Source organism: Marinobacter sp. DSM 26671 (assembly GCF_900112835.1).
GTDB lineage: Bacteria > Pseudomonadota > Gammaproteobacteria > Pseudomonadales > Oleiphilaceae > Marinobacter > Marinobacter flavimaris.
This window is the reverse complement of record NZ_FONF01000019.1, coordinates 21,753-46,441: the sequence shown is the minus strand read 5'-3', so window position 1 is coordinate 46,441 and position 24,689 is coordinate 21,753. Positions and strand designations below refer to the sequence as shown.

Here is a 24,689-nt window from a genome sequence, read left to right as displayed (position 1 = left end):
ATCCTGGTTTGCAGGCATATGCTCAGAGTGATTGCCTGCACGCCCGGATAAGGATATTGTTCAAAAACTGAACTTTTTAGCCCGAGGTGAGAAGACAGCGGTTTGAAGATTTCAACGCTCGCCCATTTCTTTTTATTTCTTCTGCCAGGATTCCCTTTGGCTGCGAATTCGGAGCCACTGCCGCGGCTTAAAGTTCTCGCTGCTCAGATACCGGGTGCAGCGGAGCCAAGTCTCGAGGGGCGAGATATAGAATTGGTTTTGGCGACCTTCGATGAGTGCGGATTTGAGGCCGAATTCATCATGCAGCCCTATGAGCGCCATGCAAGGACCTACAGGGATCGTCAGGACTTCGATGCTATTGCCACAGTACCTTTGCACTGGCGTCTTCCCGGTTATTCCACATCCGCCTACATCTGGTACCAGAACGGAGCTTTCTACAATCACTCCCGTGTCGGGCCGATTGAAAGGGTCAAAGACCTGGCCGGTCTCAACGTGGTGACGTTCCGTGAAGGGGGCGATGTGCTGGGGATCAGCGATAACGTACCTGAATTCGCCTCGCTCACCGAAATCGCCGATCAGACCATTCACTCCCGGCTACTGTTTATGGGCCGGGTCGATGCGATTCTGGCCGACGGATTCGTGGTCGCGGAAGTGAATCGGAGAATCTTCAACAAGAAGCGCCGCGGTGAAAGCTGGCCCTCGCAGTCTGATGCTTTTCGTTTCGCGCCAATCTTTAACCCGGCGCCGCACAAGATGGTTTTTCGGAACCCCGCATTCGCCGCAGCCTTTGATCAATGCTTCGACGATTTGCGGCAATCGGGTGTGATTGGTCTCATCAATCAGAAATACATCGATAAGTATCAGAATGTGCTACGTTTCAGGTATCTAGGACGTTAAGTACAGGTCCGTATGGAAAGGTAAGCGAATCTGGACGACCCTGATCGCAGGAAATTCATGCGTTCAGTCCCATGGAGTGGAGCGATGGTTCGGCCACACTGTGCAGTCTTCATCAGCCTGCAGATCTTCTTTTCCAGCCTTGCGGCCGCCTCGGTTCCTGTCGCCGTTGGTGAAGGGTTGCAGGGCGTGATCGGGTACTCCGATGGCAAGCTCTATGGGTCCTTGGCGCCGCTCTACGAATGTGTCTTTGATCGCGCTGACATCCAGCCCCAGTTTATTCAGGTGCCTCTGAAAAGAGGGCTGGGGTATTTGCACTCGGGAGAAGTCTCGATGGTTCTGCCCCTTGCCCAGAGTGAGCGTCGGGACAGAATCGGCGAGTTCGCCGGTGAGTTGTTTTCGGCGGACTATGTTTTTGTCTCGAATCGCCAACTTCCGCCGATATCTGAAACCTCGGGCCTTAAATATGGGCTGCCTCGGAGCTTTGTTGGTGAACAGTTCATTACCGACGAAAACCCGAGAATCGAAGAAGTCACAGAGTGGTCCCAACTGGTTGCCATGCTTCACTATGACCGCCTGGATGCGGTCGTATTGCCGGCGCTTCTGGTGGAGGATCTCTTTGGTCCTGATGTGGTCAAGGTATTCCAGCAAACAGCGGGAACCCTCCCGGTTTCGCTTTACCTGTCTCGAGCGAATCTGGACAGCGAGGATGTGGGCAAGATCAAACGCGCAGTCAGGAGTTGTCGCGCCGGTGACCTGGTTTCCGAGCTGCGTTAGGGAGCTTTCGCCGGCCCGCTATTCCAGAGTTTCCCGCTCAGTCCACGGATGCTTCACTGCGTGACTTTCTCAGGTGATGGCGTTTTCTGCTTCGCGGAACCCGATTTCCCGCGTTGCGGTTGTCGCCGCTTCCGGACCGCCGGGCTTGGTGGTGCCGGCTCGTTGCGCAAGTAAGCCCCGGGCGCCGGTTCAATCACCGGCAGATTGCCCTCTCCCGGAATGCGAGCCTTAACCTCACCGCCACCGAACTGCTCGGCCCAAGCCACCCAATCCGGCCACCAGGAACCTTCAAACTGCTCGGCACCTTTCAGCCATTCCTCTGGATTGGCCGGGTTGTCTTCGTTGAGGCGATAGCCGTACTTCTTCTTCTCGGGCGGATTGATGATGCCGGCAATGTGTCCTGAACCGCCGAGCACAAAACGCAGCGGGCCGCCCAGGTTACGTGCGCCTCTGTAGCAGGAGACCCAGGGTGCGATGTGGTCCTCAATGGCGGATGCGAAGTAGCTGGGAACCTTCACCTTTCTCAAGTCGATCGGCGTGCCCGCCAGGGAAATGCCACCGGGTTCACGCAGCCGGTTGTTCAGATACATATTGCGCAGGTAAAAACTGTGCATCGCCGCTGGCATGCGAGTGGCGTCCGAGTTCCAGTACAGCAGGTCAAAGGGCGCAGTATCGCGGCCGAGAAGGTAATTGTTGACGAAAAACGACCATATCAGGCTGTTGGCCCGCAGCATGTTGAAGGCCGTTGCCATGGAGGCGCCTTCAAGATACCCCTGTTTATTCATGGCCTTCTCGATTTTGGCGATTGAGTCCTCGTCGATGAAGACGGCCAGATCTCCGACGTCGGAGAAATCCATCATGCTGTTGAGAAACGTCGCACTTTTTACGCGATCATCCCCGCGAGCGGCCAGCCAGGCGAGCGTGCAACCAAGCAGAGTGCCGCCGATGCAGTAGCCGACGGTATTGATTTCCCGCTCACCCGTCGCCTGCTCGATGGCATCCATGGCGGCGACCGGACCTTCGAGCATGTAGTCCTCAAAGGTCTTGTGTGCCAGCTCTGGCCCGGGATTTACCCAGGAAACCACAAACACGGTGTGGCCCTGTTCCACCCAATAACGAATGAAGGATTTTTTCTCGCCAAGATCGAGGATGTAGTACTTGTTGATCCAGGGCGGTATCACCAGCAAAGGCCCGCGATGAACGGTCTCGGTGGTCGGCCGGTACTGGATGAGTTGCATCAGATCGTTCTGGAACACCACGTCGCCGGGTGTGTTGGCCAGATTGTCGCCCACCTCAAAGGCGTCCGGGTCGGACATGCGGAAAGGCATCGGGCCCTTTCCCTCGTCCAGATCACGCAGCAGGTTTGCCAGGCCTCGCAGGAGGTTCTTGCCCCGTGTCTTAACGGTTGTGCGCAACACTTCCGGATTGCTCAGAACGAAGTTGCTTGGGGCGAGGGCATCGGTCATCTGGCTGGCGAAAAAACGGACTTTCCGCTTATCGTGATCGTCCAGATCCCTGACATCGTCAATGGTGTCCATAACCCAGCGAGTTGACAGTAAATAGGCCTGCTTGACGGCGTTGAAGGCTATGACGTCGTTCCAGGCCTGATCCCGGAAGCGGCCGTCGCCGGGCTCCGGTTCGGCTACGGTCAGTGGTTTCTTGCCAATACCGCTGGCCAGCAGGCCAGACCAGAACAGACTGGTGTCCTTGATCAGTCGCATCTGCGCGAACAGAAGCGTGTCTGGCTGGGTTGCAAGCTTGCCGGTCAGGGTGACAAAGGGTTTGGTCATGCTCCCGACGCTGGCCGGATTCGGCGGGCCACCGCGCAAACGGCGCATTATGGAGCGCTTGAGCAGGTGACCACCATGAACACCCACTCGTGCCAGAGAGCGGCTTACCACATTGGGTTCGAAGTCAGGCGTTGATTGCTTTTTTATTGGTTTATCAGCCATTTTTTCGCCTTCTGTCTTTCAAGTGTTACATGTAAACGCCGCCGTTAACGTTGATCTGCTGGCCGGTGATGTAATCGCCTTCCGCGGCCAGGAAGACCACGGCGCGGGCAATTTCCTCCGGCTTGCCAAACCGACCCATGGGAACCCTGGCAATGATCTGTTCACGGATATTCTCCGGGACCTGGGCCAGCATTTCGGTTTCGGTAAAGCCGGGCGCGATGGCGTTGACTGTGATGTTGTACTTGGCCATTTCCAGTGCCAGGGTCTTGGTAAACGCAATGATACCGCCCTTGCTGGCTGCGTAGTTGGCTTGCCCAAAGTTGCCGGCTTGCCCGACGAATGAGGTGATGTTGATTATTCGACCGTACTTCTGGTCCATCATGATTTTCAACACTTCCGAGCAGGTGGCGTAGACGCTGCCCAGGTTGGTATCCAGGACGTCGTTCCAATCGTCGTCGGTAAGCTTCTTCATGGACTTGTCTTTGGTGATGCCGGCGTTGTTCACCAGAATGTCTATGCGGCCCCACTCGTCCTGAACCTGACGAACCAGGCTCCGCGCTTCCGGCATCTTCGAGAGGTCTGCTTTGAAGGCAAGTGCCCGGACGCCGGTGGCCTCGATTTCCCTGGCAACTTCGTCGCCTTCAGGCTGACGTGAGCGGTAGTTGATGGCGACATCGGCGCCGCGTTGAGCAAGCTGAAGTGCGATGTGACGACCGATGCCGCGTGAGGCACCGGTTACGAGGGCGACCTTGCCCTTGAGGTCTTGCATGAAATCCTCCCTGGAGCGGTAGCCCGCTCTGGTTGTTATTCCTTATTATTAATCACCTCATTCAAGCTAGCAGAGCACCCGAGTCGCGACAAGAAAATGTGATACCCGTCACGCTTCGCGGATGAATGTCTTGAGCCGCGGCGCAATGGATTCGCGCCATTGGCTGCCATTGAAGACACCGTAATGGCCAACCCCCTCTTGCAGATGGTGCAGACGCCTGGCGTCCGGGATATTCACGCATAGTTTATGGGCGGCCCGGGTCTGCCCGGGGCTGGAAATGTCGTCTTTCTCGCCTTCAATCGTCATCAGTGCTGTTTTTTCGATAGCCGCCGGATTCACTTTTCGGCCCCGGTGCATGAAGCAGCCCCGGGCAAGGTGAAACTCCTGGAAGACACGCTGGATGGTGTCCAGGTAATAGGTGGCCGGCAGATCCATGACCGCGAGGTATTCGTCATAGAATTCACGATGACGTCTGATCTTTTCGACCTCCTTGTCACGCATGGACTTGAACAGGCCCCGGTAGGCATCAATGTGGCGGTCGAAGTTCATGTTCACGAATCCGGTCAGTTGCAGAAAGCCGGGATAAACCTTCCGCATGGCCCCCGGATAGGGCGCGGGTACCGGGTGAACCAGGTTGCGTCGGAACCAGGCCAGGTTGTGTTTGGTGGCCAGTTCGCAGGGTGCCGTGGGATCAATACGTCCGTCGATGGGGCCGCTCATGAGAGCCAGCGAGCGCGGTGTTGCCGGGTTTTTATCTTCGGCCATGAGAGCGGTGGCTGCGAGCACCGGCACGACGGGCTGGCAAACCGCCAATACATGGGTGTCTGGCCCAAGCTGTTCAATAAAATCGATAACGTAGTCGATATAGTCGTCCAGCCCAAAGTCGCCAGCCGACAAGGGGACACGACAGGCATCACGCCAGTCGGTGATGTAGACGTCGTGGTCTGGCAGCATTTCCTTGACGGTACCCCGCAGCAGAGAGGCAAAGTGTCCGGAAAGCGGCGCAACGATCAGGAGTTTCGGGTCATCAGGCCGCGATACGCTGCGCTGGAAATGCTTGAGCTGGGCAAAGGGTTTGCGTTTGACGATGACTTCACTGATGTCGACCTCCTCCCCATCGCACACCGTTGTGTGCAGATTGAAGGCCGGTTTCGGGTAGCGTCGGGTCAGGTCGCCGAACACGCCGTAGGCGGAAGCAATACTGCGAGCGCCGGGTAAGCGGGACAAAGGGCTGAGAGGGTGCCTGAGCAATTTGCTCTGTGCGTCTGTCATCATGCGCAAGGGCATCAGCGCGGCACGGCTCATTTCATGGGCAAAATACATCATGATACTGTCCTGCTTGAGTTATGGAGTCCGGAAGTCAACGCAAAACTCAACAGCCATCGACTTCCGCGCTCGATCTTTGATACCCGATGCTCATAGAGATCCGGGCGAAACAGATACAATCTTCCAAAAAGGTTGAAAATATTCTTGTCGCAGATGAATTCGCCACCGGCTTTGGGTTTCGCCAGAACCCAATTGAGTTTGTAGAGCCGGCCCTCGGAAACCATGTCCACGTGCGGCCCTACCTTGTGGCCTTCTGGATATCGGACCAGGTATATATTCAGGCGTCTGGAATGAAAGAGAATCCGGGTTTTTACTTTTGCAGGCATGGTAGTGGCATACACTCTCACAGAATCGCTATCAGCAGTTTGCGCGCTGTGCGGCCCGTAGGTCAATTATGGCCGGGAACTCGCTCGTACAAAGATGAGGATTTGAACTGATGGCCAGAGCATCAGGTGGTCGCAAGCTTTTGCGATGGTTTTTGCTGCTATGCGCCGGCGCTATCGTGCTGGTGCTGTTGGTGGTCCTGATGTTCCGGTTCGTAAATCCACCCACCTCGGCCTTCATGGTGGGTTATCAGCTTCAGGGCGCGAACAAATCCCTCGCCCACGAATGGGTGCCCATGGGCGAGATCTCTCCCTGGATGCCGCTGGCGGTGGTTGCCAGCGAGGACCAGCGATTCCCGCATCATGTGGGCGTGGATTTTGAGGCGGTTCGTCAGGCGCTCTCGGAGTACCGGGCCGGCGACGGGCTTCGAGGAGCCAGTACCATCACCCAGCAAACGGCCAAGAACCTCTTTCTCTGGAACGGTCGCAGTTTCATTCGCAAGGCCATCGAGGCGGGGTTGGCACTTGTAATAGACGGCCTCTGGTCAAAACAGCGGGTACTGGAAGTTTATCTGAATATTGCCGAGTTTGGCCCCGGAATTTATGGCGTTGAAGCCGCCAGCCAGGCCTACTTCGGCAAGCCTGCCCGTCACCTTACCGAGTACCAGGCCGCGCTGCTCGCGGCCGTACTCCCGAATCCGAAAGTCCTGCGGGTCAATTCGCCATCGTCGTATGTGTTGGAGCGAGTGGCCTGGATTCGGGGCCAGATTGCACAGCTGGGTGCTGGATACCTGCGAGATCTCTAGTCTTGCAGATGAGCCGGTTTATTGGCGTGACCCCTGGCGCGGACTCGTTGATACTAGGGGTATTGCAGGACCACTTATTTCTAAAGGATCGCAAGAATGTCTCTCTTCCCCGACGACAACGGTGAGAACGACCTGTTCATGTCCCGAACAGATCCGGACAATCCGCTGGGCACCCATGCCCCTTACAGTTTCGAGCTGGAAGGCAAGGTCTGGCCAACCGTGGAACACTATTTCCAGGGCATGAAGTTCACCGACGACAACCGCCAGGAAAAGGTGCGCAACGCCGACACGCCCGGCAAGGCCGGAAAGCTAGGGCGCAAGCGCCACAAGAGCCTGCGGCGGGACTGGAAGCAGGTGCGCGAAACCGTTATGACACGGGGGATCTACGTGCGCTGCCGAACCCATCCCGAGCTGGCGGAGGCTCTGCTGGATACCGGCGACACGAAAATCGTTGAAAACAGCAATTTCGATTATTTCTGGGGCTGCGGCCGGGATCGTCGGGGCGATAACCGTTACGGAAAAGTGTTGATGAATGTGCGGGCCAGATTGCGGGAAGAGCGGGCGGCGCAGGCTTGAACTCCAGCCTGCGCGCCAACTGCAACGCTGGTAGCGCAGGTTAATCGCTCTGCTTCAAGCCCATTTCCCAGAAATCAATCTCAAGCCGGGTGGCGTCGCTGAAAATCCGGGTTAGTTCCTTGAAGCGGGCAGGGGAGACTTCGGCCAGTCGCTCATTGAGCCAGCAGATCTCTGCCTGCATGGCGTCCTGGAACTCGTCGCTCTCGTACATGGCGATCCAGGCGTCGTAAGGGTTGCTCTCACCCCGAATCGTTTCCGCCCGGCTGTTCAGCCAGTTGGCGATTTCACCGTAACCCACCATGCAAGGCGACAGGGCGACGTGGAGGTCCAGCAGATCACCACGGTTGCCGGTATCCAGAACATAGCGCGTGTAGGCGAGTGTGGCGCGGGCTTCCGGCAGTTCGGCCAGCTCTTGTTCGGAAATTCCCCATTCCTTGCAGTAGCTGATGTGCAAATCCAGCTCCACATCCACAATGGCCTGCAAACCTTCCTTGGCCTGGCGGAGATCCGACAGTGTCGGGCTTTTATAGGCTGCAAGAGCAAAGGCACGCGCGAACTGGATCAGGAACAGGTAGTCCTGCTTCAGGTAGTGCTGGAACGCCTCGGGCGCTAATGTCGCATTACCGAGTTGCTCCACAAAGCCGTGCTCGATGTAGGCCTGCCATTCGTTCTGGCAGCTCTTTTTCAGGTCTTCGAACTGATAAGGCATGCTTTCTCCTGGAGGACGGTCGACTCAGTAACAGGAATTCGGTGACGAGTCCGGGTTGATCTCACCGGCGACTTCTTCCGGATCAATGCCGTGACTGACCAGTACTTCCCGCACAAAATTCACCTGCGCGAGAATTCGGTCAGCATCGTCGCCGTATTCGAACCGATTGATTTCGACCGGTTGGGGCATGAAGGTAAAGGCGGTTTTCAGGGCGGTGAGCGTGTCTTCGTCGGCCATTGGCATACTCCTCTGCGGTTTGAGTTACACATGAGGAGTATACGCATGTCTTCCGGGAAAGGCCGATAGGCTGCCTTGGACTGGTCGTCTTGCTCGACGATCTGTCAGGTTCAGGCTCGTCGACGGCTGGCTGCCACCAGCGAACCAAGAACTACGAGCATCGCAGCCAGCGGAAGCCGCCAGTCTGGCGCGGCAATCCCGGCCAGTACCAGGAAAAGAGCGGCCAGCACAGGTACCGCATAAGCCAGGCTGCCCACCAGTGCGGTAGGGCCTTTCCTTAATGCCAGATCCCAGGCCACCATGGCCAGGCCATATGGACCCAGACCCAGGGCGACACCAGCGGCGAGCGCGGTTCCTGAAGGCAGCACATGGGCGGAGCCGGAAACGGTATCTGCGGCTGCGGCTCCGGCGCCAGCCAGAAGGAACAGGCCTGGCATTACAGGAGCGATCGCTACGGGTGTTGCCTGGCAGATCCAGGAGTAAAGAGCCCAGCAACCCCCAGCCAGAAGAGCCAGCCCGTAACCGGTCAGGTTGCCTGAAAAACCATTATTCAGGGCCTCCGGGCCCAGCAGCAAAGCCGCGCCGGAAAAGGCAATCAGTGCCCCCGCAATAACCGGGAGGGCGATCCGCCGATGGAAGGCCCACTGGCTGATCAGGATGAACATGACCGGCCAGGTATAGGTGATCAATGACGCCTCTGCGGTGGGTGCCATGCCAAGCCCGGCCAGGTAGGCGCCGACCGCCCCCAGAACCAGCAAAGGCACAAGACCGAAAATCACCAGTTTCCATTGCCAGGACACTTTCACAGGTTTACGCGCTTCGCGGCCCCGGAAACTCATGGGCAGCACGGCCAGTGCGCCACTGATCAGGGCGATGGTCGTAAGCTGGAAGGGCGGGATGGAACGCGCTGCATCGACCAGCAAAGGGGCAACAGCCCAAAGAACGACGGCAACCAGAGCCGCGATGATGCTCAGGATGTTGGGCAGACGTATGGGCGCGTTGACAATCCTCATGGGCAGTCCTCCTTTAGCTGGTGTGTTGTGATCTGACAGCGGGAGGATATACTTGCTTGAGATATCACAAAAACAACGTTTAGTGATTAAAAGCATCACAGGAGTTGATGAATTGCGTCCCCGTATTCTGGATCTGAACGTGCTGCAAACACTGGTGGCCATTGCCGACACCGGAACGGTAACCGCGGCGGCTGACCGGCTTGCCTATACCCAGTCAACTGTCAGCATGCAGTTGCATCGCCTGGAAGCCCTGTTGGAAGTGTCTCTTCACGAGCGAGAGGGCCGGCGTATTCGGTTTACCGCTGAGGGCGAGCAACTGATCGGTTACGCCCGGAAGATGCTGGCCCTTAACAACGAGGCACTGGATTCGCTCAGGCAGCGGCAGGTATCGGGGCAACTGAGCCTGGGTATCCCGGAAGACTATGCGTTTTTGCTGACCTCCGTTCTCTCCCATTTCAGCCAGCTGTTCCAGTCGGTTCAGCTGCAGGTTATCTGCGGATCAAGCGTCAGGCTGCTGGAGCAGGTGCAGGCTGGTGAGCTGGACCTGGCGGTTGTGACCCGTCAGACCCGCTCTCCCGGGGGCGAAGTGATTCGCCGGGAGCCATTGGTGTGGGCGGTTGGCGCCGAGAAACAGCCGTCCCTGACAGATCCCATTCCTCTCGCGCTTTACTCACCGGGCGCTGATGTGTTCAGAGAGGTGGCAGAACAGGCGCTGTTTTCTGCGGGTCGGCAATGGCGCCTGGCTTACTCAAGCCAGTCGATGACAGGATTGATGCCCGTTGTCGTGGCCGGATTGGCGGTGGTGCCCGTAACCCGCGATATGCTCACACCCCAGCTGCGGGTTCTGGACGAACGAAGCGGTATGCCGGCCCTGCAATCCATCGAGATGGCCCTGCATCGGCCGTCGGGCCGTCCGACTGAACCGGCCCGGCAGATGGCAGAGCTGATCCGGGAACATCTGGCGGGAGATGGCTGATCTGTCTCCGTGTTAGGCTGGCAGTATCGTGTCTAAACGCAATTAACGGGATACCCCATGAAAACGATCAACATCGACATTGTTTCCGACATCGCCTGCCCATGGTGCGCGATTGGTTATGCCCGCCTGGAACAGGCTATGAAACAGTTGGCGTCGGAGTATGAATTCGGCCTGCAATGGCACGCGTTTGAGCTGAACCCGGACCACTCTGGCACGGGCGAGCCCATCCTGCCGGCCCTGGCCCGCAAGTACGGTCGAAGTGAGCAGGAAATGCGCGCGACCCAGGATCAGATGATGACGATTGCGAAAGATCTGGGCCTCAACTTTGAGAAAATGCAGGAGCGCTTCACCTGCAATACCTTCGACGCCCATCGGCTGGTGAAGTGGGCGGCTGAGCGGGGCAAGCAGACGGAGATGAAGCAGGCGCTCTTCGAGGCTTACTTTGGAAAGGCGGAAGACGTTTCAGACCAGGACGTGTTGCTGGCCTGTGTCGAGAGCCTGGGGCTGGACCGCGGGAGGGCAAAGCAGATTCTGGATTCCGATGAATTCGCCAACGTGGTACGCGAGGATGAAGCAACCTATCAACAGGCCGGTGTTTCTGCGGTGCCGGCCTTCATCGTGAACGGTAAATACCTGATCTCCGGCGCCCAAGAACCCGACACCCTGGTTCAGGCATTCGAAGAAATCAGCGCAAAGCCTGAGTGAGCGCCTTCGTTGGAGATAGAATGCAGAAACCATCCGAAGCCCGGCAACGGGCCATTCTGGCACGGCTGGATAAGTTCAGCCGCTTTACCGATAGCAACATCGCTATTCCTTTCACCAATGTACGGATTGGCGCGGAGGCCGTAATTGGCCTGCTGCCCGTGGTCGGGGACGCCGTGGGCCTGGTCCTGGCCGGATACGTACTGGTGGAAGCGCAGCGAGCAGGCGCCACCAAGGCGGTGAAGATGCGCATGTTGCGGAATATGGGCATCGACTTTCTCGGCGGGCTGTTGCCAGTGGTAGGCGATGCCTTCGACGCGGTTTATAAAGCCAACACCCGCAACACCCGTCTGCTTCGTAACTACCTGGAAAAGGAGTTGGCGATTGAACCACCGCCTCCGCCTTTCCCCTGGATGACCGTGATCTGGTTGTCCGTGCTGTTCGCTGTCGTTACGGGCGGTCTGACACTGATTCTCTAGGCCTGCTGCCGTCCCTCTGACGCTTTTAGTCGACTGAGTGTCGTATTGGTTCCTCCCGGCAACCTCAAAGAGGGCCACATTAGGGCTATCGACAACCCGGGAAGGGGGAGATAGCAATGGCTGTTAAATTCGAGCAAGCACTTCTGGATTATCCACAACAACGGGCCGGTGCGGCACGCCAGCCCGACAGCGTCGACCAGTCTGATCGACGCGTTCCCATCAACTTGCGCCAATCTGGCCCCACGCCGGTGGAGATGCTGATTTCCACACGGGTCCGCAAGTCACCTTACTGGCATCTGGCCTATGAGGCGGGCTGCTGGCGCGCGACAGTCTACAACCGTATGTACCACCCCCGGGGTTATGTTCGCCCGGAAGACGGCGGCGCCATGCTGGAGTACGAGTCGCTGATCCACGACGTCACCATGTGGAACGTGGCGGTTGAGCGTCAGATCCAGGTCAAAGGCCCGGATGCCGAGCGGTTCGTGAATTACGTGATCACCCGGGATGCGACCAAGATCAAGCCCATGCGTGGCAAGTACGTCATCCTCTGCAATGAAGAGGGTGGCATCATCAATGATCCTGTTCTGCTGCGGGTCGCCGAGGACGAGTTCTGGTTTTCGCTCTCCGACAGTGATCTTGAGCTGTGGATGCGGGGCGTAAACGTTGGCATGGGATTCAATGTCACCATTGCGGAAATCGATGTGGCGCCCGTGCAGATTCAGGGGCCCAAGTCTGAAGCCCTGATGGCGGACCTGTTTGGCGACGCCGTCCGGGACATTCCCTACTACGGCTTGATGGAAGGCCAGGTGGCCGGCCACGACGTGATCGTGTCCCAGACCGGCTTTACCGGAGAGAAGGGGTACGAGATTTACCTCAAGGATGCGACCAAATACGCCGAGGACCTCTGGTATACCGTGCTTGCCGCGGGCGAGCCCCACAACCTGCGGGTCATAGCGCCCGCCCACCATCGCCGGATTGCTGCGGGCATTCTGTCCTGGGGCCAGGATGTGGATCAGGAAACCCTGCCGTTCCAGTGCAACCTGGCCTACCAGGTGCCGCGCAACAAGGAGGCCGATTACATCGGCAAGCAAAAGCTTGAGCAGGTCCGTGAGCAATTGGACGCCGGTCGCCCGCCTTTCAGCCACATCATGGTGGGCATCCGTTTTGGCGGCGGCAAGGTGACTGACTACTCCAACGATTTCTGGCTTATCAGTGGCCCGGACGGCGGCGAAGCGGAGGGCTATGTTACCTCCCCCTGGTACTCCCCGGAGCTTGAGACCAACATCGCGCTGGCGTATGTGCCGTTTGACCTTCGGGCTGTCGGCACGCGGCTGACTGTGCATCTTCCTGTGGAATATGCCGCCGCGGATGGTTCAACCGCTGTGGAGGCGGAAGTGGTGGAAGTGCCCTTCCGGCCTTCGGTGAATCCCAACGCCCGCGAAAGAGCCCGGGCCAAGGGGATCGACTTCGCCGATTAACCGAACGGGAAGAACCGGCGATAACAGCTGTCGGGTAAACACCGTTGGCAATGGGGTGCGCGGTTTATGACACTGGTTAGCGAAAGACAGGCGTTCAATCGGCCCGATGAGGAGGCAGCAGCACGGTTTCGTGATCTGGTGCGCTCGGCATCCATTGAGGCCACACCCCGCCAGATCCTGACGACAGAACATTTGCCGGATCTTCTGCCGGCAGGCACCTGCGTGTACGTGCCCTTCCTGCCAAAGGGGCAGTTCAGTGACACGCTGGAAGCGTCCCGTCGTCTGCTGGATCTGGGTATGCAGCCCGTGCCGCATGTGCCCGCCCGAATGGCCCAGAGCCGGGGGCAGTTGCGGGACTGGTTGGCCCAATTAGATGAAAGCGGGGTAGACCGTCTGCTGCTGATCGCGGGCGACAGCGATGCCGTGGCCGGCCCGTTTCCCGACACTTTGGCCGTGCTCGAATCGGGATTGTTGGCCCAGTTCCGGTTCCACGGTATCGGTGTTGCGGCTCATCCGGACGGCCATCCTATGGCGGATCGGGCAACCCTGGCTCAGGCATTGAGCGTCAAGCGTGAATACGCCCGTACGACCGCTACCAGGCTCTGGGTGGTCACCCAGTTCACCTTCGACGCTGAGGTGGTGATCGACTGGCTGCAAGGGCTGGGCAATATTCTGGAAGAAGTGCCTGTCTATATCGGCATGGCGGGCCCAACCCGGGTTAAAACGCTTATCGCTTATGCAGCTATGTGTGGGGTAGGCGCATCCGCACGTATGCTGCTTCGTCGCCCTGGCAGTGCCCGGATGCTGGGTGCCTGGAAACCCGACGATATGGTCCGGGCGCTGGTGCAGTACTGCCTGGAAAATCCGGAGACGTTGCTGCGGGGCATTCATCTGTTTCCGTTCGGGGGGCTGCGCCAGTCAGCGCAATGGATTCGGGATCACAGTGGGTCCTGCGAGAACAACAGGGAGGCAGTGCCATGAGTCTTCAGTACAGTAAACTGACGCCCGACACGCCAGCGCCGTCCGAGTTTCCACCGCCGGGCACTCCGGATATCGAGATTGCCCGTTCGGTTCAGCCCCAGTCTATCCTGCTGTTGGCGCAGCAGCGTTTCGGTTTGCCGGCGGAGAGCCTGGTGCCCTTTGGCCATTACAAGGCAAAGCTGGACATGGCCTACGTGGATACGTCCGACTCGGCACCCAGAGGCAAGCTGGTACTGGTGACGGCCATTACGCCAACCCCTGCGGGGGAAGGTAAGACCACCACCAGTGTAGGGCTGAATGATGGCTTCAACCGGCTGGGTGTGCGTTCCTCCGTGTGTCTGCGGGAACCGTCCCTGGGGCCCTGCTTTGGCATGAAGGGTGGTGCTGCCGGCGGAGGCCGGGCTCAGGTGATCCCGATGGAAGACATCAACCTGCATTTCAACGGCGACTTCCACGCCATTACCAGTGCTCATAACCTGCTGGCGTCACTGATCGATAATCACATTCACTGGGGCAATGAAGCCGGGCTGGATCCGCGTTACATAAGCTGGCGCAGAGTCATGGATATAACCGACCGGTCGCTGCGAAACATGGTCTGTGGCCTGGGCGGAGCGGCACATGGCGTGCCCCGTGAGACCGGGTTCGATATCACGGTGTCATCGGAAATCATGGCCATCCTTTGCCTGGCGGATGGCCGGGCGGATCTGAAGCAGCGCCTGGGAAATATCATCGTTGGACGGCGCTCGGACATGTCGCCGGTAACCGTTCGTGATCTGGGTGTCGAGGGTTCACTCACCGTACTGCTGAAAGAAGCCCTGCAGCCAAACCTGGTGCAGAGCCTGGAGCACAATCCGGTGTTTATTCATGGTGGGCCCTTTGCCAATATCGCCCACGGGTGCAATTCCGTCACCGCAACCCGGGCTGCGCTGGCCCTGAACGACGTGGTGGTTACCGAGGCGGGCTTTGGTGCCGATCTGGGCGCGGAAAAGTTCATTGATATCAAGTGCCGGCACACGGGATTGCGCCCGGATGCCGCCGTAGTGGTCTGCACCATTCGGGCTCTCAAAATGCAGGGCGGTATTCCCCGCAGCCAACTGGGGATTCCCGACCTGGCGGCGCTGCGAAAAGGGGCGGCCAACCTTGAGCGGCATATCCGCAATCTGCAGCAGTTTGGCCTGACCCCGGTGGTGTGCATCAACCGTTTCCCGGATGACACTGAGGAGGAGATGGCGCTGGTCCAGTCCATCAGCGAGGAGCTGGGCGTGCGGGCAGTGCCCGCGGATCACTGGGCAACCGGTGGTGAAGGCGCCACTGAGCTGGCCCAGGCGGTGCTGGACCAGATGGATGAGGGCAAACCGGAGGTGAAATTCCTCTATGAAGACAGCCTGCCCCTGGCGGAAAAGATTCGCACCATTGCTACCCGTATCTACCATGCCGGAAGCGTGGAGTTCACAACGATCGCCAAACGACAGCTGGAGGAATACGAGAGCCTGGGGTTTGGCCACCTGCCGGTGTGCATTGCCAAGACCCAGTACAGCTTCTCGGTGGACTCGTCGGTGAAGGGCGCGCCGTCCGGGCATATGTTGCCGGTGAGGGAAGTGCGCCTGGCGGCCGGAGCCGGGTTCGTGGTGGCGGTCTGTGGTGACATTATGACCATGCCGGGGCTGCCACGGCGCCCCGCTGCCCTGGACATTGCGCTGGATGAAAATGGCCTGGTGGTGGGGTTAACCTGAGACTGGGTTTAACTTGGGACAGTGTGCCCCGGGGAATCCTCAAAGGTTCCGTAAGTGGGCTCGGTCCTGGCCCGCTTCAGGGCCTGCAGGGATGAAGACGGTAAACTGGCCATGGTGTCGGTCAGGAGGCCGTCCGCCCTGGCCGGAGTAAAGACTTCCATCCGTTCATACTTGGGCGCGCGCCCCATGGTCTTGCGATAACAACGGCTGAAGTGGGTGGCGGAAACGAAACCGCACATGGAGGCAATTTCCACGATCGAACAGGAAGTCTGCTTGAGCAGACGGCGCGCCCGGTTCAGCCGCACTCTCAGGTAATAGCGCGACGGCGTGCACCCCATGTGCTTCAGGAACAGCCGCTCCAGTTGCCGGCGTGAAATGCCTGCCAGAGTCGCCAGTTCCTGCAGTTCGATCGGCTCTTCGATATTGGATTCCATCAGCTGGGCAGCTTCCGCCAGCTTGGGTTGCGCCCGGGCCAGGCCCGGATGCATGGGCATGGGCTGTTGCTCACTCTCCTCCCGGACCCGGTCGCAGACAAACATGTGGGATATGGCATTGCTGAGCTCCTGGCCATGCCGCCGTGCCAGGAAGCTGAGCATCATGTGCATTGGCACCGTGCCTCCGGTGCAGGTCATGCGTTCACGCTCGACCGTAAACAGGCGGTTGTTGGTCTGAACCCGGGGAAAGTCTTCCTGCATGGCTTCCAGGCATTCCCAGTGGGCACTGCAGGCGTAGCCGTCGAGCAGACCGGCACTGGCCAGCACATAGGGGCCGGTACAGACCGCTCCCAGCAGGACATGCTGCCGGGCCATCTGTTTCAGCCAGTGCGCTTCCTTGCGTGAGAAACTGCGGGTGACATCAATCCCGGCGACCACGATGACCAGATCAAAGCTGTGCGCTTCCTGAATGGAGGCATCCGGGACCATGGTGATGCCGTCACTGGCGCGGGCGTAATCGCCCTCGGCCGTAAGCAGTTGCCAGGAATAGAGTTCGGTGCCTGCCAGCTGGTTGGCCATTCGCAGAGGTTCAACCGCCGTGGCAAGGGCAATCAGGGTAAAGTTGTCGATCAGCAGGAAGCCGACCCGATAGGGCTGCTGGACGGGCTTGTCTGTTTGCGAACCGGTATCAGTGGTCATAAACAACCCCCTTTGCCCTGCCTGGGCCAGTTGCGCCGGCCAATACCCGGAATGTCCGTACCGACCACCCCAACCTGAACACTAGCTGTTGCATCCGAGTCGTGCAATAAGTGATCAATTCCATACTCCTTTTATTCTATGACGGGGGCAATAATGCGGATGGTCCACATGCGACACGGTGCATGCCAGGATGGACTCAACGCGACGTGTCCTGCTGTCGGAAATCATCGTTTCCATGTCGCCAAAAAGCATGCGATTGGCCTCGATTGGCGCTAGTGTTGAATTACGTTCCTCAACAGGAGGCCACACATTGGCAGTCAGTCTGTTTGAGCTGTTCAAGGTTGGTATTGGCCCCTCCAGTTCCCACACAGTGGGACCCATGGAGGCGGCCAGAAGATTTGCCGGGTCTCTTGTGAGTGAGGGTCTGCTTTCTTCTGTCGGTCGGCTCAAGGTGTCCCTTTACGGGTCTCTCGGTGCCACCGGCAAGGGGCATGGCACCGGCCCTGCGGTAATGATGGGACTGGAAGGTGAACGACCAGACAAGATCGACCCGGCGGTAATGCCGGCTCGTCTTGAGCAGATCCGCGACCGTGGAAACCTCTTGCTTGCAGGGCAGCAGGCCATTGAATTCCGTGAGAATACCGACCTGGTCTATTACCGCCGCAAATCCCTTCCCGAGCACCCCAACGGCATGACCTGTCAGGCTTTCGACCGCGACGGGCAGTGCCTGTTCGAGAAAAGCTATTATTCGGTCGGCGGTGGGTTCGTGGTGGATGCAACCGTTGAGGGCACCCTGAAGGTGCGCGAGGATGACACCCCACAGCCATACCCATTCAGCAGTGCCAGGGTGTTGCTGGAGCTGTGTCGGGAACACAACCTGGCCATTGCCGACATTATGTCTGCCAACGAACAGGCGTGGCGCACGCAAGAGGAGGTTCGTAGCAGCATTCTGGCGCTATGGCAGGTGATGCGGGAGTGCGTACAGAGCGGCATTCAGCACGAGGGCGAGTTGCCCGGTGGCCTCAAGGTCCGGCGCAGGGCCGCGTCGCTGTATCGGTCGCTGATGGACAAGCAGCGGGTGGACCTGATTTCACCTTCCCTGAGTGCACTGGACTGGGTAAACCTCTATGCCCTGGCCGTCAATGAGGAAAATGCCGCCGGCGGGCGGATTGTGACGGCGCCCACCAACGGCGCAGCAGGGATTATCCCCGCCGTGCTTCACTATTACTGGGAATTCTGTCCCCGGGCGGACGAGGACGGCATTGTGCGTTTCATGCTCACCGCCGGTGCCATTGGTGTGCTGTTCAAGGAAAATGCGTCCATTTCCGGGGCCGAGGTGGGCTGCCAGGGCGAAGTGGGTTCGGCCTGTGCCATGGCCGCGGCCGGGCTTGCTGCGGCAACGGGCGGTTCACCGGAACAGGTAGAAAATGCCGCGGAAATCGGTATGGAGCATCATCTGGGCATGACCTGCGACCCCATCGGTGGGCTGGTGCAGATTCCCTGCATCGAGCGCAACGCCATGGCCTCGGTTAAGGCTATCGATGCCGCCATCATGGCCCTGAGGGGTGACGGCAAGCATTACGTTTCGCTCGACAAGGTTCTACACACCATGCGGGAAACCGGTCGCGATATGCTGGATAAATACAAGGAAACCGCCAGGGGAGGGCTGGCGGTCAACATCATTGAGTGTTGACCACCGCGCCTCTTCTCTGAACCCGGTCAGGATTTGACTCGCTCGTTGTCCGGATCAAACAGTGCCCGGTAACCCACCGCTTCGATTCGGATAGGGTAGTGCTCCTGGAAGTATTCCAGGGTGAGCTCACGCCCTTCCTGGGCGTACTCGACGGGGATGTAACCCAGCAGAATGATCTTCCTCACCGAAGGCCCCCACGCCACACTGGTGTTGTAAGAGCGGCGGCCGTGGCTATCCACCAGCACTTCACCGGTTTGTGGGTCCAGAATCGGCCATTGGCCAACCGGGTAGCGCAGAATGCCGTTGGCATCCCGGTGCTCGGTCATGGTCATCGTGCACAGGTAGGCCGATTGCCGTGGCCACTCCCGTTGCTCCAGATACGCGGCCTTGCCGTGAAAATCGGCTTCTTTGACCTTGGGTCGTTGCAAACCGGCTTCGTAGAGATTGTATTCCGTTTCCAGGTCCACGTTCTGCAGTCGCAGGCTCTTCTCCAGGCGACGGGTATTGGCGTAGGTTTCAATGCCCACCGGCGTAACGCCCGCATCGTAGAGCAGGTCCCAGATTCTCAGGCCATAGCTGAAGGGGAAATAGAGCTCCCAGCCCTGCTCGCCCACGTAGGATATTCGGAAGGCCCAGACCGGGACCCCTCGAATGTTCAGTTCCCGGACGGTGGCAAACGGGAAATTGTCCGCGGACAACTGGTCCGGGTCGGTAACGAACTGGGCCAATGTCTCCCGGGCCTTTGGTCCCCAGAGGCCAAGGGTCGCCAGTTCGTCCGTGCGGTCATGCACCTGGATGTTGTCCAGCCCCTTCTCCCGGGCCATACGGGTGATCCAGCAATAGTCCCGATGGCCGGTGTCGCCGCCGCAGACGACCCGATAGTCTTGCGCGCCCCGCCGAATGATGGTCAGGTCGGAACGCACGCCCCCGCGCTCGTCGAGGAAATGGGTGTAGACACCTTTGCCGTTGGGCGTGGTACCGCCGACTTTGGCAACCGACAGATATTCCAGCAGCGCTTCGGCGTTATCACCGGAAATGTCGAAGATGGCGAAGTGCGAGAGATTGATCATGCCCACGGATTCGCTCATCTCAAGCTGTTCGGCGTTGGATACCTCCCAGAAGTGCCGGGCGTCCCATTCGTGTTCCCGCACCGGGATCCGGTCGCGGTATTTCGCCAGCAGGGTGGACTCGTTGGCTGCATAACCGTGAGCACGCTCCCAGCCTGCGGCCTCCATGAAGTAAGCACCCAGACCCACTTCCCTCAGGTAGAAAGGGCTGGTTCGCATCTTGCGACCGGTAAGGTACGGCTCACGGGGGTGAACCGCCGGGGTGTAGATCTTTTTGGCCGTCTCGTAGCAGCGGTTGTACACGTAGTCCGGGGTTTTCTGCAGCGGGTAATGACGCGCAATATCGATACTGTGGGGATCCATCTGCGGGGAGCCGTGGGTCATCCAGTCGGCCAGGACCTTGCCCGCTCCCGGGCCGTCCTTGACCCAGACCGCCTCGCAGAACCACAGGTTACGGACTTCCGGGGATTCGCCCATGAGTGAACCGCCATCCGGTGTGACCGACAGCAGGCCGTTGAAAGAGTGTTTCTCTTCCCAGCCCAGTTCGCCGAGGATCGGCGTCATCTCAATGGCTTTTTCGTAGGCGTCCATGACCTGGTCCAGTGAAAGATCCCGCATTGAGGGGGACATCCGCGCATCACCGGGCTCCGCAATGGCGCCGGGGTAGACCAGCCGCGGGTTTTCCGCTTCGTAATAGCCCCACTCGATACGGCCGCCTTCGGTGGTGGTCGGGTCGCCGGTGTCCCGCACATAGGCGGAATTACCCTGGTCGCGGAACAGGGGATAGACAATCTGCTTGCCGGTGCCATTGAGCTCTTCGTAGGGCCCGAAAAACAGCAACGGATGCTCCAGTGGCATCAGTGGCAGGGGCGCGTTCGCGGTGTTGGCCATCAGGGGCCCCCATATGCCCATGGAGAGAACGACGTATTCGGTCTCAATGTAGCCCTTGTGGGTTTCCACGCCACGTACCTGGCCGTCCTGGACATCAATGCGGATGGCCGGCGTGTAGGCAAAGGCCTGCAGTTTGCCGGTGGCCACGGCTTCTTCCACCAGGTCGCCGGCAACACTCTGGGAGCGGGGCACTACCAGCCCGGCATCCGGATCCCACATCGCGCCCTGGATCTGACTTTCGTCCAGCAATGGAAACAGCTCCTTTGCCTGTTTGGGCGAGATCATGCTGACATTGGTGCCGAACGCTTTTCCGGAACCCACCTTGCGACGAAGCTCGTCCATCCGCTCGTCGTCGTCAGACCGGGCCACTTCCATGCCGCCGCATTTCACGTAATTGCCGCGTTTTTCGTAAAACGCCTGGCTGTACTTGGTGGTGTAAATGTTCAGCTTGTCGTGGGAAGTGGTGAAGCAGAAATCCGAGGCGTGGGAGGTGGAGCCGATGTCGGAGGGAATGGCGGATTTTTCCAGCCCTACGATGTCATCCCAGCCCTGTTCGATCAGGTGGTGTGCTACCGAGGAGCCAACGATACCGCCCTGGCCAATGATTACGACTCTTGCACGTTTCGGTAGTTGTGCCATTTTGGTTCCCCTTTGCCTGCAATGAACGCCCTCGCGCTGCCGCATATCGGCCAGGGCCCTGATTCAATGTGGCTCTAATTGCTCAGTGCAGGTGAATCCAATACGACACCGAGTTGTCCAAAAACGGCAGAGGCAGCCCCGAAGAATCCGGGCCACCGGCTGGCCCAATGTGTCAGTTTTTGTTGGAACGACCGGTATTGTGGAGAGATTCTTCGTGGTAATGCAGGGCTGCTTCAGCGCGGGCGACGGCACCAATTAATCAACCCGGAGATGACTAACAGTAAAATAGCAAGTGCTGATAAGTCAGATATCCAAGGTCCAATGCGCATAATGCGCCCAGAATGGAGATCCAGTAACAACTGCTGCAAAGAGATGCCTTCGCCATGATAAGTATCGAGAAGCTGCTTCCTGACTGCCGCAGGTGTGGCGCGTGGACTTGACCACGCCACCTGCTTATTTGCGGGTGGGACCGAAGTCCAGATCAATAATACTGATTCCGCCGCTCATGGGATGAGTGGAAACGGCTTAGCGACCGTCCGACCTCACCAGAACGTGGTGCACTGGCCCCGGAACCTCCAGTTTGCGAGCAATCGCATTCGTGTTCCACCTTTTATGTGATCAATCTTGACCAGCGGACCTCAAGGTGAACTTCAGCTCGCAGAGCAACAACCGATTTTTTGCTTAGGGGATTCGGACAACCGCGTACCCCTGCATCTGATAGCCGATGACCGAGACGAAACCATTATCTACCGGGTCGACCTCCGGAATGATCGTCGCCTCATCTACACCCATCCCTTTCAACGCGTAACGGCAAACTTCCAGTGTCACCCCGTCCTTCTTCATTTGTTTAAGAGTCGTCTGGAATTTCTGTACCTCGGCCAGCTCTGCCTCATTAAATGATGCGCTGTCAGTCGAAAGCAGTTTCACCACCGGCCCGTGAAAAACGATGGCGATGTTGGGATCTTTCGCAAGTGCCTTCACTTCAGGTGCTTTGTAGGAGTTCTTTATTACCAAGAAAACGGGGTTAACGACCTTGGGATCTCCTTGGCTCACCTCGTAGACAGCGTCATAGTTTTTAACGCCCTTCAGAGCATTGTCGTACCCGGCTGCACCTGCAGGTAAAGACATCAGGACCATATAGATGGCCGCAAAGAAGATGGGGGGAATTCGGCGAAGTATGCTTTTATAATTCACGCTCATGACAAATCTCCTTGAGGGATAGGAACTTGTTTTTTTGTCAGCCAACCCATAAAAATGCTCCAGAATCTAAAATATTCTCCCTAAGCTAATACAGGTACGATATATCATAAATGTACCAATTTGGAGCAAGTTGGGGTTCTAGCAGTCGAACACACGAAGCTGAAATAGACCTGAAAACAGTTGCCAGGCATGCAGTTGAAACCGGACAGTTGAAACCGCAGACTGAAACCGGGACAGATCTATTTGAAACCAAAATAGGTCTAGTTGAAACCGGGACAGATCTATTTGGGGTGAAAATAGGTCTGTGGGATGAAAATAGGTCTGTCCTGAGGGCGAGCATGCCGACCGGTTTGAGCTGCTGGCTGCGGAGGTTCTGAAACAATGGCAGGAGAGTGCGGTGCCAAGCGAGCACAGCCCCGATAGCAAGGTGCTCAGCTGCTCCATCGGGATTTGTCAGGGCCTGGCCAACGAGTTTGATTCAATCGACGACATGATCCGAAGGGCCGACGAAGCCCTGTATTGCGCGAAAAAAACAGGGCCGCGCCAGCCACGTAGTGGCCTAATCCTCGGGCATGTGTTCGAACAGACTGCCCAGCCCCGACTGGGGACTGAGCTTGCCGCACAGTCGCAAAGCCTCCCAGAAACTGACCTGATTAGCGGTCAGTATCGGCTGCCCGATTGCCTGCTCCAGATCGGTGAGCCAAGCTGAAGAGTGGAGAGCTGTGTCTGGCATCAGCAGGGCGTCGGCCTCTTCCCTGACGTTGGCCAGAGCGAATTCGATAACCGCGTCTTTCTCAAGCAGACCGACTTCCGCGGCTGTGATGATGCCTCGGCTGGCCAGGTGCACGACCTCGATATCGAAATGATTCAGGAATGCCCGGAATCGCTGCGCGACCTCCTCCGGGTAGGTGGCAGCGATGGCCACCCGTTTGGCGTCAATGGCTTTTACCGCTCTGGCGAATGCCATTGCTGTCGTCGAAGCCGGTACACCGAGCAGTTTCTCGAGCGTATCGATCTGCTGGCGAATGCCATCTAGGCCGAGCACAAAACTGGCGCTGGTGGAGGTCCACATCACCGACTCAATCCCTGAGCCAGCCAGCGCTTCTGCACCCTTGGAAAGCCGGCTGACGCTGCCCATCTCACTGAGGGCTTCAACGGTGTGGGCGTCCTCCAGGAATTCAGTGTGGATGAGGGTTATTTGCGCCGGGGGCTCTATCATGGAACCCATCAGGGGATAATCATCTTCGGCCGCATGGCCCGGGTAGAGGAACCCGAGTCTGGCTGGAGGCGGGGTGTGGCTCATAGAACGCTCCCTCACTGGCAGAGATTGACGTGCCTGTACAATAGACCAAAACTGGCAACTCAGCAGTCTTTGGAGAGTAGCGATGGAGAATAGCTATGGAGAGTAGCTATGGAGAGTAGCGATGGACAGCCAATGGTTACTGATCTTTGCTGATGCGCTCCTGATCCTGCACACGATACTGGTGGCCTTCGTCATCCTGGGACTGGTGGCCACATTCGCTGGCTATTTCCTGAATTGGCGGTGGGTGCGCAATTTCTGGTTCCGTCTGAGCCACCTGGCGGTTATTGCTATTGTGGTTCTGCAATCATGGCTGGGTGTGTTATGCCCGCTTACGAGCTGGGAAATGGCGCTTAGGGCTAAGGCCGGGGAGGCGGGCTATGAGGGATCGTTTATCCAGCACTGGCTGCAGTCCATTCTGTATTACAGTGCTCCGGACTGGGTGTTTATTCTGGCTTACACGGTGTTCGGCGCGCTGGTCCTGGCCAGTTGGTTTGTGGTCAGGCCCAGGCGGTGAAAAAAACGGGCTGGCTTATTTCCTGAAAAATAGAAGGAAAGCGCCCGCTGCGGCCGAGGCTGCCCCGCCAATCAGATACCACATGGTGTCGTCGGTAAATCGGCCTGTGACCGTTTCGGTCAGCTGGTTTCCCAGGGACTGAGTTGATTGGTAGCCGAAGTAGAGCAGCCCAATGCCAATGACCAATAAAACAATGCCGACCAGTTTGGAACTTCCCATTGAATTCTCCTTATGATTGGCACTGCCGTTCAGCGTGCCTCGGGTCAGGGCAGCTTGCCATCGGATTCCGGATTTTCCAATAGATCCTTTCGTTCTCGCTGGTATTCCTCAAAGGATTTATTTGCGCGATCAAGGCATTCGAAGTAGGTCGATGGCGGCTCGTTGGCACAGTCGTTCCGTTGATTTATTTGAACGTTCTCATAGACAGCTCTGTGGCTGCAGCCGGTGGTCACTGCGAGCAGGGTGATTAGAGAAAGTGCTGTCTTCATTGGCCGACATTACTCTTCTGAGGATTAGCC

At 58.1% G+C, this 24,689-nt stretch carries 26 protein-coding genes and 1 pseudogene; 13 read left to right on the top strand and 14 right to left on the bottom strand.

The genetic code is table 11. From position 1 onward, the window contains the following. Positions 1-102 precede the first annotated feature (102 nt). Positions 103-897 (top strand): transporter substrate-binding domain-containing protein, encoded by a 795-nt coding sequence (locus BM035_RS17475; protein WP_254775527.1) that lies wholly within the window; start codon positions 103-105, stop codon positions 895-897. Between the two features lie 84 nt (positions 898-981). Next, the gene (locus tag BM035_RS17470; protein ID WP_053112847.1) at positions 982-1,671 is read left to right on the top strand and encodes a hypothetical protein; all 690 of its coding nucleotides are present in this window, start codon (positions 982-984) and stop codon (positions 1,669-1,671) included. 53 nt (positions 1,672-1,724) lie between these two features. Here the strand turns inward: BM035_RS17470 and BM035_RS17465 are convergent, their stop codons facing one another. The 4 genes from BM035_RS17465 to BM035_RS17450 all read right to left on the bottom strand — a co-directional run bounded on the left by BM035_RS17465 (position 1,725) and on the right by BM035_RS17450 (position 6,044). Further along, entirely contained in the window at positions 1,725-3,623 is a 1,899-nt protein-coding gene (locus BM035_RS17465; protein WP_092033369.1) for a PHA/PHB synthase family protein, read from the bottom strand. Positions 3,624-3,648: 25 nt separating this feature from the next. Further along, entirely contained in the window at positions 3,649-4,392 is a 744-nt protein-coding gene (gene fabG, locus BM035_RS17460; protein ID WP_053112845.1) for a 3-oxoacyl-[acyl-carrier-protein] reductase, read from the bottom strand. A 108-nt stretch (positions 4,393-4,500) separates the two neighbouring features. Further along, the gene (locus BM035_RS17455; protein WP_092033366.1) at positions 4,501-5,718 is read right to left on the bottom strand and encodes a polyhydroxyalkanoate depolymerase; all 1,218 of its coding nucleotides are present in this window, start codon (positions 5,716-5,718) and stop codon (positions 4,501-4,503) included. After that, positions 5,715-6,044, bottom strand: a complete 330-nt coding sequence (locus BM035_RS17450; RefSeq protein WP_092033362.1) for a 2OG-Fe(II) oxygenase — start codon at positions 6,042-6,044, stop codon at positions 5,715-5,717. The genes BM035_RS17455 and BM035_RS17450 overlap by 4 nt, the downstream gene beginning before the upstream one ends. A 110-nt stretch (positions 6,045-6,154) precedes the next feature. Between BM035_RS17450 and mtgA the strand changes: the two genes are divergently transcribed. Further along, entirely contained in the window at positions 6,155-6,847 is a 693-nt protein-coding gene (gene mtgA / locus BM035_RS17445; protein ID WP_092033359.1) for a monofunctional biosynthetic peptidoglycan transglycosylase, read from the top strand. A 96-nt stretch (positions 6,848-6,943) separates the two neighbouring features. Next, positions 6,944-7,423 (top strand): NADAR family protein, encoded by a 480-nt coding sequence (locus BM035_RS17440; RefSeq protein WP_092033357.1) that lies wholly within the window; start codon positions 6,944-6,946, stop codon positions 7,421-7,423. A gap of 40 nt (positions 7,424-7,463) precedes the next feature. On the opposite strand, the gene tenA is transcribed toward BM035_RS17440, so the two are convergent. The 3 genes from tenA to BM035_RS17425 all read right to left on the bottom strand — a co-directional run bounded on the left by tenA (position 7,464) and on the right by BM035_RS17425 (position 9,382). After that, complete coding sequence (gene tenA, locus BM035_RS17435) at positions 7,464-8,132, bottom strand: thiaminase II (RefSeq protein ID WP_092033354.1); 669 nt, start codon at positions 8,130-8,132, stop codon at positions 7,464-7,466. A 24-nt stretch (positions 8,133-8,156) separates the two neighbouring features. After that, entirely contained in the window at positions 8,157-8,369 is a 213-nt protein-coding gene (locus BM035_RS17430; RefSeq protein WP_008172415.1) for a hypothetical protein, read from the bottom strand. A 110-nt stretch (positions 8,370-8,479) separates the two neighbouring features. Beyond that, positions 8,480-9,382 (bottom strand): DMT family transporter, encoded by a 903-nt coding sequence (locus BM035_RS17425; RefSeq protein WP_092033349.1) that lies wholly within the window; start codon positions 9,380-9,382, stop codon positions 8,480-8,482. Between the two features lie 112 nt (positions 9,383-9,494). Between BM035_RS17425 and BM035_RS17420 the strand changes: the two genes are divergently transcribed. The 6 genes from BM035_RS17420 to BM035_RS17395 all read left to right on the top strand — a co-directional run bounded on the left by BM035_RS17420 (position 9,495) and on the right by BM035_RS17395 (position 15,731). Continuing rightward, positions 9,495-10,358, top strand: coding sequence for a LysR substrate-binding domain-containing protein (locus tag BM035_RS17420; protein ID WP_008172413.1), 864 nt, complete (start codon positions 9,495-9,497; stop codon positions 10,356-10,358). A gap of 57 nt (positions 10,359-10,415) precedes the next feature. Continuing rightward, on the top strand, positions 10,416-11,063 hold the full coding sequence (locus BM035_RS17415; RefSeq protein WP_092033346.1) for a DsbA family oxidoreductase: 648 nt from the start codon (positions 10,416-10,418) through the stop codon (positions 11,061-11,063). Between the two features lie 20 nt (positions 11,064-11,083). Next, positions 11,084-11,539, top strand: a complete 456-nt coding sequence (locus BM035_RS17410) for a DUF4112 domain-containing protein (RefSeq protein ID WP_092033343.1) — start codon at positions 11,084-11,086, stop codon at positions 11,537-11,539. Positions 11,540-11,655: 116 nt separating this feature from the next. Continuing rightward, positions 11,656-13,017, top strand: a complete 1,362-nt coding sequence (locus BM035_RS17405; protein WP_053112835.1) for a glycine cleavage T C-terminal barrel domain-containing protein — start codon at positions 11,656-11,658, stop codon at positions 13,015-13,017. Positions 13,018-13,083: 66 nt separating this feature from the next. Then, positions 13,084-13,998 carry a methylenetetrahydrofolate reductase gene (locus BM035_RS17400; RefSeq protein ID WP_053112834.1) on the top strand — a complete coding sequence of 305 codons (915 nt, stop codon included), beginning with the start codon at positions 13,084-13,086 and terminating at the stop codon, positions 13,996-13,998. Then, a complete protein-coding gene (locus tag BM035_RS17395) occupies positions 13,995-15,731 on the top strand; it encodes a formate--tetrahydrofolate ligase (protein WP_008172404.1) in 1,737 nt (578 codons plus the stop codon). Before BM035_RS17400 ends, BM035_RS17395 begins: the two co-directional genes overlap by 4 nt. Positions 15,732-15,739: 8 nt before the next feature. On the opposite strand, the gene BM035_RS17390 is transcribed toward BM035_RS17395, so the two are convergent. Further along, positions 15,740-16,864 carry a choline metabolism transcriptional regulator GbdR gene (locus BM035_RS17390; RefSeq protein ID WP_008172402.1) on the bottom strand — a complete coding sequence of 375 codons (1,125 nt, stop codon included), beginning with the start codon at positions 16,862-16,864 and terminating at the stop codon, positions 15,740-15,742. Between the two features lie 310 nt (positions 16,865-17,174). On the opposite strand from BM035_RS17390, the gene BM035_RS17385 reads away from it, so the two are divergent. Then, complete coding sequence (locus BM035_RS17385) at positions 17,175-18,557, top strand: L-serine ammonia-lyase (RefSeq protein ID WP_008172400.1); 1,383 nt, start codon at positions 17,175-17,177, stop codon at positions 18,555-18,557. Between the two features lie 26 nt (positions 18,558-18,583). Here the strand turns inward: BM035_RS17385 and BM035_RS17380 are convergent, their stop codons facing one another. From BM035_RS17380 to BM035_RS17375, 3 genes are all read right to left on the bottom strand, one after another. After that, positions 18,584-21,154, bottom strand: a complete 2,571-nt coding sequence (locus BM035_RS17380; RefSeq protein ID WP_053112832.1) for a GcvT family protein — start codon at positions 21,152-21,154, stop codon at positions 18,584-18,586. A gap of 233 nt (positions 21,155-21,387) precedes the next feature. Beyond that, complete coding sequence (locus BM035_RS23215) at positions 21,388-21,603, bottom strand: hypothetical protein (protein WP_227497799.1); 216 nt, start codon at positions 21,601-21,603, stop codon at positions 21,388-21,390. Positions 21,604-21,835: 232 nt separating this feature from the next. Continuing rightward, entirely contained in the window at positions 21,836-22,354 is a 519-nt protein-coding gene (locus tag BM035_RS17375; RefSeq protein ID WP_008172396.1) for a DsrE family protein, read from the bottom strand. A gap of 355 nt (positions 22,355-22,709) precedes the next feature. On the opposite strand from BM035_RS17375, the pseudogene BM035_RS23210 reads away from it, so the two are divergent. Then, positions 22,710-22,883: pseudogene (locus BM035_RS23210) on the top strand (diguanylate cyclase domain-containing protein); the annotation flags it as partial. Positions 22,884-22,913: 30 nt separating this feature from the next. Here the strand turns inward: BM035_RS23210 and BM035_RS17365 are convergent. Next, positions 22,914-23,657 carry a maleate cis-trans isomerase family protein gene (locus tag BM035_RS17365; protein ID WP_008172391.1) on the bottom strand — a complete coding sequence of 248 codons (744 nt, stop codon included), beginning with the start codon at positions 23,655-23,657 and terminating at the stop codon, positions 22,914-22,916. Between the two features lie 121 nt (positions 23,658-23,778). Here BM035_RS17365 and BM035_RS17360 point away from each other — a divergent pair, with 121 nt between their 5' ends. Then, complete coding sequence (locus tag BM035_RS17360; protein WP_008172389.1) at positions 23,779-24,171, top strand: DUF2784 domain-containing protein; 393 nt, start codon at positions 23,779-23,781, stop codon at positions 24,169-24,171. Positions 24,172-24,186: 15 nt separating this feature from the next. On the opposite strand, the gene BM035_RS17355 is transcribed toward BM035_RS17360, so the two are convergent. Next, positions 24,187-24,390 (bottom strand): DUF3185 family protein, encoded by a 204-nt coding sequence (locus BM035_RS17355; RefSeq protein ID WP_053112831.1) that lies wholly within the window; start codon positions 24,388-24,390, stop codon positions 24,187-24,189. A gap of 44 nt (positions 24,391-24,434) precedes the next feature. Continuing rightward, positions 24,435-24,659, bottom strand: a complete 225-nt coding sequence (locus tag BM035_RS17350) for a hypothetical protein (protein WP_053112830.1) — start codon at positions 24,657-24,659, stop codon at positions 24,435-24,437. Positions 24,660-24,689 lie beyond the last annotated feature (30 nt).